This is a genomic window from Mesobacillus sp. (assembly GCF_049588175.1).
In the GTDB taxonomy this organism is placed as follows: domain Bacteria; phylum Bacillota; class Bacilli; order Bacillales; family Cytobacillaceae; genus Mesobacillus.
Map to the genome: position 1 here is coordinate 1 of NZ_JBAVFI010000704.1, position 8,873 is coordinate 8,873.

Annotated in this window: 10 protein-coding genes; all 10 read right to left on the reverse strand. The window is 40.5% G+C overall.

Annotation, left to right across the window (positions count from 1 at the left end; genetic code table 11):
- Nucleotides 1–169: 169 nt before the first annotated feature.
- Complete coding sequence (locus WB217_RS17130) at nucleotides 170–958, reverse strand: phosphatidate cytidylyltransferase (RefSeq protein ID WP_423994497.1); 789 nt, start codon at nucleotides 956–958, stop codon at nucleotides 170–172.
- Nucleotides 959–977: 19 nt separating this feature from the next.
- Complete coding sequence (locus WB217_RS17135) at nucleotides 978–1,754, reverse strand: isoprenyl transferase (protein ID WP_423994498.1); 777 nt, start codon at nucleotides 1,752–1,754, stop codon at nucleotides 978–980.
- Nucleotides 1,755–2,207: 453 nt separating this feature from the next.
- The gene (frr, locus tag WB217_RS17140) at nucleotides 2,208–2,765 is read right to left on the reverse strand and encodes a ribosome recycling factor (protein WP_423994499.1); all 558 of its coding nucleotides are present in this window, start codon (nucleotides 2,763–2,765) and stop codon (nucleotides 2,208–2,210) included.
- Nucleotides 2,765–3,490, reverse strand: coding sequence for a UMP kinase (gene pyrH / locus WB217_RS17145; protein WP_335427582.1), 726 nt, complete (start codon nucleotides 3,488–3,490; stop codon nucleotides 2,765–2,767). Before pyrH ends, frr begins: the two co-directional genes overlap by 1 nt.
- 86 nt (nucleotides 3,491–3,576) lie before the next feature.
- Complete coding sequence (tsf, locus tag WB217_RS17150; protein ID WP_423994500.1) at nucleotides 3,577–4,461, reverse strand: translation elongation factor Ts; 885 nt, start codon at nucleotides 4,459–4,461, stop codon at nucleotides 3,577–3,579.
- Between the two features lie 184 nt (nucleotides 4,462–4,645).
- Nucleotides 4,646–5,356, reverse strand: a complete 711-nt coding sequence (gene rpsB, locus WB217_RS17155) for a 30S ribosomal protein S2 (RefSeq protein ID WP_423994501.1) — start codon at nucleotides 5,354–5,356, stop codon at nucleotides 4,646–4,648.
- Between the two features lie 150 nt (nucleotides 5,357–5,506).
- Nucleotides 5,507–6,100: a hypothetical protein gene (locus WB217_RS17160; RefSeq protein WP_423994502.1), complete on the reverse strand. Its 594-nt coding sequence runs from the start codon at nucleotides 6,098–6,100 to the stop codon at nucleotides 5,507–5,509.
- A gap of 9 nt (nucleotides 6,101–6,109) precedes the next feature.
- Complete coding sequence (locus WB217_RS17165; RefSeq protein ID WP_423994503.1) at nucleotides 6,110–6,424, reverse strand: hypothetical protein; 315 nt, start codon at nucleotides 6,422–6,424, stop codon at nucleotides 6,110–6,112.
- Between the two features lie 12 nt (nucleotides 6,425–6,436).
- Nucleotides 6,437–7,813, reverse strand: coding sequence for a FapA family protein (locus tag WB217_RS17170; RefSeq protein ID WP_423994504.1), 1,377 nt, complete (start codon nucleotides 7,811–7,813; stop codon nucleotides 6,437–6,439).
- Between the two features lie 21 nt (nucleotides 7,814–7,834).
- Nucleotides 7,835–8,593 carry a FliA/WhiG family RNA polymerase sigma factor gene (locus WB217_RS17175; protein ID WP_423994505.1) on the reverse strand — a complete coding sequence of 253 codons (759 nt, stop codon included), beginning with the start codon at nucleotides 8,591–8,593 and terminating at the stop codon, nucleotides 7,835–7,837.
- Between the last annotated feature and the right edge of the window lie 280 nt (nucleotides 8,594–8,873).

Sequence of the window (8,873 nt, forward strand, 5' to 3'; positions counted from 1 at the left end):
CGCTCCAGGCACTCGCTTTCCGCGGGGCGTCAGGTGCTAAAAAACAACATTGGCCTCCAACAAATCCTAATTTAAAAAGACAGATGTGTCTTTTCGCATTGGTTTCTTAATTCCACATCGACAGTGTTGTCATATCAAGTGTAATCAACAACAAAATTCACTTAAAGACCTATAGCAAATGGAAAAGATGGATTAACGGCCATACAAACAGCAAGCTGTCAAAACGGTCAAGCATTCCGCCGTGTCCTGGCAAAATATTGCCGGAGTCTTTCACATTATAATGCCTTTTCATAGCTGACTCCACAAGGTCTCCGATTTGTCCAAATACGGATAAGAATGCTGTTGCAGCAATCAGCAGGATAGCGGATACTTCCATGTCAGCAAAAACACTGAACAATACTGCAACAATTAATGCGGATAGTACGCCTCCAAAAAAGCCTTCAGTCGTTTTATTCGGGCTGATTTCCGGCCAAAGTTTATTCTTGCCAAACGCCCGCCCGATAAAATATGCTCCAGAATCAGTAGCCCATATCATGAACAGTGAATAGAACACGTACGTTAAACTCGCTTCTCTAGTTTCAATGAAAAAGAAAAAGCCTAGTCCAACATATAATACGGACAGAATCGAAAATGCTACATCCTCAAATGTAAAACGGTTCTTGGTAATGACTGTGTAGGTCAAAAATAAAAGCACACCAAGAAGGAAGAGCTCTGATTTTGCATAACTTAAGCTATCAAAGATGCCCTGGTACTGCTCTGGAATCATGAAAATCCATAGTAGTAATAATGATATAATTCCAGAAACTGAAAACAGTTTTAACTTCCTCATTTTTAGGGCTTCATATAAAGCAATGGAAGCGATAAGATAAACCATTGCAATAAATGGCCAGCCTCCAAATATAACGATTGGAAGAAAAACAGCTGCTGCTGCGACTGCTGTAATGATTCTCTGCTTCATCTATTCATTCACACCTTTTTTATACTCCTCCAAAACGCCTCTGGCGGCCTTGGAATGCTTCAATTGCTTCAACAAAATGCTCTTCGTTAAAATCAGGCCACAGAACATCCGTGAACCAGAATTCTGAATACGCAAGCTGCCATAGCATAAAATTACTTAAACGGATTTCTCCGCTTGTCCTGATTAATAAGTCTGGATCATTAAGCTCTTTTGTCATTAAATAGGAAGAGAAAACTTCCTCGGTTAGTTCATCTTCCTTCATTATACCACTTTCAACATCAGCCAAGACTCTCTTGACACCATCTAGAATTTCTGCACGACTCCCATAGTTAAGCGCAAAATTGAGGATCAGCCCTGTATTTCCCTTTGTATCCTCCATCGCTTTACTAACTGCTCTCCTGGTGTGCTCTGGAAGCTTATCCATATAGCCAATCATTTCAACCCGTACATTTTCTTCAATCAGTTCGGGCAGGAAAGTTCCCAGAAATTCTTCTGGCAGTTTCATAAGAAAATCAACTTCCATTTTCGGTCGTTTCCAGTTTTCAGTTGAAAAAGCATATACTGTGAGAGTCTTAACACCAAGTTCGCTTGCAAGTTTTGTAATTTTTCGTACAACCTTCATACCTTCATGATGGCCAGCGACTCGAGGCAAAGCACGCTTTTTGGCCCATCGACCATTCCCGTCCATAATTATAGCTACATGGGAAGGTACTTCATGGTCTTTAATTTGATGAATACGATCTCGGAGACTGGAAGAATTATTCTGGTTCTTCCATAGATTCATTTTATTTAACATTAGGACAGCTCCCCCAAAAGATAATCTTTAGCTCCGATCAGAAAAGCGTAAACGCCTGAATGGAACATTTAAGATCAGGCGCTAAAGCTGGACAACTCTCGAAGAAAAACATTTAATGAAATTTCTTATTAATCACTGCTTATTCCGCATGCCACTATCATACCAAAAAAGAAAAAAGATATCTCTATAAATGGATGGAATCCAGCAATTGTTTTAATTCGGTTTATCCCATTCTTTTTATGCAGAAAGAGCCTTACATAAAGATTATGTACATGTTATGTGATAAAGAATAAGAACCAGCATTATTATAGTCTATCTTTTATGCCGGAAGCTTAGTCCTTTTCTAGTGAATATATGTAAAGAGAAAAAACCCCCTGGAAAACAGAGGGTTTTCGTAAATGATGAATAGTGTGGAAGCAGACCTACTAGAAGCCGGCTAAATTCAAGCCAAAATTATACTTCCAATAGTTCTTTTTCTTTTTCTTTTGTAATTTGATCGATTTTTGCGATGTGTTCATCAGTCATTTTTTGAATGTCATCAGAGTAGCCACGCAGATCATCTTCGGTGATTTCACCGTTTTTCTCCAGCTTTTTCAAATCTTCATTGCCATCTCGGCGAATATTGCGGACAGCAATTTTCGCATCTTCTGCTTCCTTTTTCACAAGCTTCGCAAGATCTTTCCGGCGTTCTTCTGTAAGCTGAGGAATAGCAAGTCGAATGATCGAACCGTCATTTGACGGATTCAATCCTAGATCAGATTTCAAAATCGCTTTTTCAATTTCTCCAAGAATTGTCTTGTCATAAGGTTGGATTACAAGCAGACGAGCCTCAGGTACGGAAATACCTGCAAGCTGGTTTACTGGAGTAGGTGCTCCGTAATAATCAACCTGGATTCTGTCAAGAAGAGAGGCGCTGGCTCTGCCGGCACGAATGCTGGCCAGTTCGCGAGTATAAGCTTGAATCGCTTTTGTCATTCTTTCTTTTGCATTAGCAATTGCTTGTTTTGGCATTAGTTTTTCCCCCTCACAATTGTTCCGATTGTTTCTCCCATTACTGCCCTTTTGATATTACCTTTTTCCATGATTGAGAAAACAATTAATGGGATATCATTGTCCATGCATAATGATGAAGCTGTGGAATCCATAACAGCTAAGCCTTCCTTTAAAACATCCAAATAGGATAGTTCATCATATTTAGTTGCATTCTTATCAACCCGCGGGTCTGCAGAATATACTCCATCAACATTATTTTTCGCCATCAGGATTACGTCTGCCTCAATTTCGGCTGCACGTAACGCAGCTGTGGTATCCGTTGAGAAGTATGGATTTCCTGTCCCTGCTGCGAAAATGACAACGCGCGTTTTCTCTAGATGCCTGATTGCTCTTCTTCTGATGTAAGGCTCCGCCACCTGGCGCATTTCAATAGAAGTTTGAACCCTTGTTTCGATCCCTGCTTGTTCCAGGCTGTCCTGTAAAGAAAGGGAATTCATGACCGTTGCGAGCATGCCCATATAGTCTGCCGTCGCTCTGTCCATTCCCATTTCTTCACCGATTTTACCTCGCCAGATATTTCCTCCGCCTACTACAACAGCGACTTCAACACCAAGCTCCGCAATCTCTTTTACCTGGTCTGCAACATTTTTGATTACCGACGGATTGATGCCAAATCCTTGTTCTCCGGCTAAAGCTTCTCCACTTAACTTTAAAACAACTCTTTTGTATTTTGGGCTGGTCATAGGGTACCTCCATATGTAATTTTTAAAGCTATGTCCAAAAACAGGGAACACAAAGTGTTCCCTGCAATTACATAGGCTAGTAATAATTATTTCTTGTTAACTTGGTTCATTACTTCTTCAGCAAAGTTATCTTCACGCTTTTCGATGCCTTCGCCTACTTCGTAACGAGTGAACTCACGTACAGTTCCGCCTTTTGATTCTACGAACTGACGTACCTTTTGATCTGGGTTCTTAACAAAAGTCTGGTCCAGAACACAAACATCTTCGAAGTATTTGCTCAGACGGCCTTCAACCATTTTAGCAACGATGTTTTCTGGCTTGCCTTCGTTAAGAGCTTGTTGAGTAAGAATTTGGCGCTCGTGTTCAACTTCTTCTTGAGAAACTTCGTCACGAGATACATATTTAGGTCTTAATGCAGCGATATGCATAGAAACATCTTTAGCAGCTGCTTCTTCAGTAGTTCCTTCAAGAACAGTTAATACGCCAATGCGTCCGCCCATGTGAAGGTATGCACCGAATGCATCATTATCTGTTTTAGTCTTGATTTCAAAGCGGCGAAGTGAAAGCTTTTCACCAATTTTAGCGATAGCAGCATTGATGTGGCTTTCAACTGTTGCACCGTTTTCCATTGTTTGAGCGTTTGCTTCTTCAACAGATGCCGGCTTGTTTTTTAGAAGGTGCTCAGCAAGTTCTTTAACAAGTACTTGGAAGCCTTCGTTCTTTGCAACGAAATCTGTTTCAGAGTTCACTTCAAGGATTACAGCTTCATTACCTTCTGCAAGGATGTAAGTTGTTCCTTCAGCAGCAATACGGTCAGCTTTCTTAGCAGCCTTAGCGATACCTTTTTCACGAAGGTAATCGATCGCTTTGTCCATATCACCATCTGTTTCAGTAAGTGCGTTTTTGCAGTCCATCATACCTGCGCCAGTTTTTTCACGTAGTTCTTTAACCATTTGTGCAGTAATTGCCATAATGAAATTCCTCCTAGAATCATGATTATGTAACTATACTTAATTTTAACTTCATTTAGCCAATATAAACCTTAACAGGAGTTATAAAGGATTATTAGACTTTGGCTCTAATAAATAACCTTTTATCGAGCCAAGTCTTAAAAAAAGGTGATAAAGGGCGCTTCCCTATATCACCTTTTTCAAATTAAGCTTCTACAGCTTCTGTAGTTTCTTCGCCTTGCTTAGCTTCGATAATAGCGTCAGCCATTTTAGCAGTTAGCAATTTAACAGCGCGGATTGCGTCATCGTTCGCAGGGATAACTACGTCGATTTCGTCCGGATCACAGTTTGTATCAACAATTCCAACGATAGGAATGTTTAATTTACGAGCTTCAGCAACAGCAATGCGCTCTTTGCGTGGGTCAATGATGAAAAGAGCATCTGGAAGGCCCTTCATGTCCTTGATTCCGCCTAAGAATTTTTCTAAACGCTCTTGCTCTTTCTTCAATTGAACTACTTCTTTCTTAGGAAGTACTTCAAAAGTTCCGTCTTCAGACATTCTTTCAATGTTCTTAAGACGTGTGATACGCTTTTGGATTGTTTCGAAATTTGTTAAAGTACCACCCAACCAGCGTTGGTTAACATAGTACATACCAGAACGAGCTGCTTCTTCTTTAACAGAATCTTGAGCTTGTTTCTTAGTTCCTACAAAAAGAACAGTTCCGCCGTTACCAGCAAGCTCTTTCACGTAGTTGTAAGCTTCGTCTACCTTCTTAACTGTTTTTTGAAGGTCGATGATGTAGATGCCGTTACGCTCAGTGAAGATATACTTCTTCATCTTTGGGTTCCAACGGCGAGTCTGGTGACCGAAGTGTACACCAGCTTCAAGCAGTTGCTTCATAGAAATTACTGACATGTTGTTTCCTCCTAATGGTTTTGATTTCCTCCGTTCATGTCATCTTCAGCCAGCAACTGTCGAAACAGCACCAGATGGCCAAATCAATGAACGTGTGTATTAACACCATGAAATAATATAGCATATATAAAACTGCCAATCAAGTTATTCTTACTTATTTTGACGAAATTTAAGCAAAAGTTCTATTTCCGTTTTGCCTTTATGAAGATCCCGCGCAATTTCCTCAATGGATAATCCTTGATTTTTCTTCTGAAAGACTTGGTCGATAAAGCTTAATTGCTGCAATTCTGAGGAATCATCTATGATGTGCAGATCATCTTCCAAGTTGCTTTCTGCCTCGTTTGCCTTCACTGACGAAGGTTCGCTATTCTGCTGGTAGGCTTTCTTTGCTGTATGATAGGAAACTCCTCTGCCCATTCTCGGGCGGAGTTCCTCCTCTTGTTCTTTGTCAGGGCTATTGTAGGGTTCAAAATCCGGATTGATTGATTTTGGATGTATTTGGCTATCAATTTCGATTTCGTTTTTTCTAACTTTATTCGTAGACTTGATATTTTCGATGAATTTTTCGTTTTCTTCCTTTATCTCCAGCAGGTACGAGGAAAATACTTCTTCAATTTCCCCAATGATTCTTCCCTGTTTTTTCTCTGCTTCAACAAGCCTGTTTTGCCTTAGATATAAAAGGATAATTGCGAAGATGGCTGCTGCGTTTAGTGTGAGGCTTAGGAGTAGTAGAAAAGTGGTCATAACATCCCTCTATCCGCTGTAATCAATTACCTTTCCCTTATAGGGATGATTCTGCTGTTTGTTGTGGTTTTCGCTATTTTTCTTTTTGTCCGGATTACTTTGTTCCTGATTATGATTTGAAGATCTATCATCTTTATTAAGACGTGTTTCTTGCTTTTGGTTATTCTTGATCACTGTTTTGCGTTTTAGTTCATCTTCCTTTTTTACACTTTGTGCGGCATGTTCCTGAAGATGCTGCCCACGCTGCTGAAGTTGTTCCTGAATCTTGCCGGCATCCTGTGTCCTCGGAAGTGCAATCTGCATTTCGATTGCCTTGAGGCTCATCCTGTCACTTCCTTAATGGCTGACTTTTTCTGCTTCTGCTAGTGGATGGATGCTGATTTCACTATTTTCCAGGCTAAACCTAACCTGCTTGTATACCTGGTTTGTCACTTGGGCGTACTTCCCAAAATACACCTTGGTATTCGGAAAAACTCTATCAAAAATCATTAACGTCGAGTTTAAGCGATCTTGTTTTTCAGCTTGCAGGACGTGTAGTTCATCACTTAGATCTAATAAGCTGTTTTCTATGCTCAGTCTAGTGGCTCGCTGCTTACTGATCATCCCTTGCTGCTCCTCTGTAAGTTTACCTGTCTGTTTAACAATTTCAGTAATCTTCACTTCTATTTCAGTAAGTTTTTGGATATTTGCTTTTGCTTTCTCGATAGACTGGACCGTTTCCAGTTCTGATTTTTCCAGTGTCGGATCCCAACCTACTGCCAGCTCTGTTTTTGTAAACAGTTCATTCCCTAATCCCTTAACGAAAATATTTCTTCCTGCAGAAATAGTGCCGCCAATCAAAGTTCCTGTCCTGCAGTCAACATTTCCGCCTGCGGTCACCCTGCTGTGGAGGATTGATGTTTTAACAATCACATCTTGTCCCGCTTTAACATTCGCCTGATTAAGGTAATTAACGAGTACATTGCCGCCTGCTGATATACTTCCTTTCATGCCGCCGGCCACTCCGCCGTGAATGATGATATTGCCAGCAGCTTGCAGTGACGATGCTTCCACCAGGCCATGAACCCAGATGTCTCCACCAGCCTTGAGCTCGTATCCACTAGGTATATTCCCTCTAATTGTGATATTTCCAACAAAATCAAGATTCCCTGTTTTTAAATCCAAATCACCTTTGACCTCAAAAACCGGGTTAACGGAGATTGATGTATTCGTAATGCTGACCTTGCCGTCTATCATAGAATAAAACTTGCCTGATTTATACAAAACATTATTACCTGCCTTGATTCTCAGAGGACGGCCTTTCCTGCCACGAATCTGCCGCCCTGTTACATCAAGACCATCTATCCCCTCACCAGCTGGAATCTCGGTTGCAAGGAGCTGGCCTTTTGTAACTGACGGTATATGAAGGACGACGCGAAAATTGAAAGCTTCCTTATCTGCATGATTCATCTCTTTTATTTCATTGCGCAAATATGCATCTTCACCATTTAACGCTGGCTTTCCTTCTGCAACAGTAATGGGATATTTTACGGAGGAAGGATTGGAAGCTACTGAATCCAATACATCCTGCAATACTCCAACTGTGATGTGATTTTCCATTAACAGCTCTGTGAGACTGTCGGGGGAAACCAATTCTATCTTTTCGTGATCCTTTAAATCCAGCACTGCTGTCAATCGGTCCTTTGTCAGCTTTACCTCGAATGCTTTTACCATCTTTATCTCCTGCCTGCCCTTTTACACTTTCTCTAGCCATTTCCTTAATTTGAAGATTGCTTTAGAGTGTATTTGAGAAATCCTGGATGTAGATAAATCCATAACCTGACCTATTTCTGTAAGTGTCAATTCTTCTTTATAAAACAAACTTAGAACAAGCTGTTCTTTATCATTTAATTGAGATACCATTGCCGTCATTTCTTCAATCATTTCAGCTTTAATTAGCTTTTCCTCTGGAATTTCCGATTTTTCATCTTTAATGGAAAAGGATTGATTGTCACGGTCATCATGGTCATTAGGCTGTTCATCGATTGAAAGAACATTAGCGAAAAAGTGTTCATTGATGGTGATGCAAATTTCACCTTCATCCATATTTAATTCCTGTGCAATTTCCTCTACTGTTACGTTGCGCATATAACGCTGTTCCAGCTTTTCAATTGCAGCATCAATCTTTTTCGCTTTCTCCCTCGTACTTCTTGGAAGCCAATCTTCTTTTCTTAACCCATCTAAAATGGCTCCACGAATGCGAAACGAAGAATATGTATCAAATTTCAAATCCCGTTTTGGATCAAATTTTTCAAGAGCATCATACAAGCCAATCATTCCAAGGCTTTTAAGATCATCCCTTGAAACGCTTTTTGGAAGATTTACCGATATTCGCTGCACATGATAGGATACAAGCGGCATATATTTTTTTATCAGTAAATTACCTGCATCCGGATCACGGGATTGCACCCATTTGTCCCATGTTATCTGATCTTCCGAAGTAGATCCCCGCACCATTGTAATCCTCCTCACGCGCATACCGCATTATTCTTTGCTGTTGGTTTTCGCATTGGCTTGCTGCAAGTTTGTGAAGTAAGCCTTGATGATTTCTTCTTTCAAAAAGTGGTTTGTTGCAGTTTGCTCGATCAAGCTTTTTTACTGTTAAACAAGGCTGTTGATTTTCGTTCCAGGCGCTTCGCTTTCCGCGGAAGAATTATGATAAAGCCCAACTGCCGGCTTTTTCATAAGCAAATTCTTCTAGGGGCTGGCGCTAAGCATCCTCGTCGCTTCACTC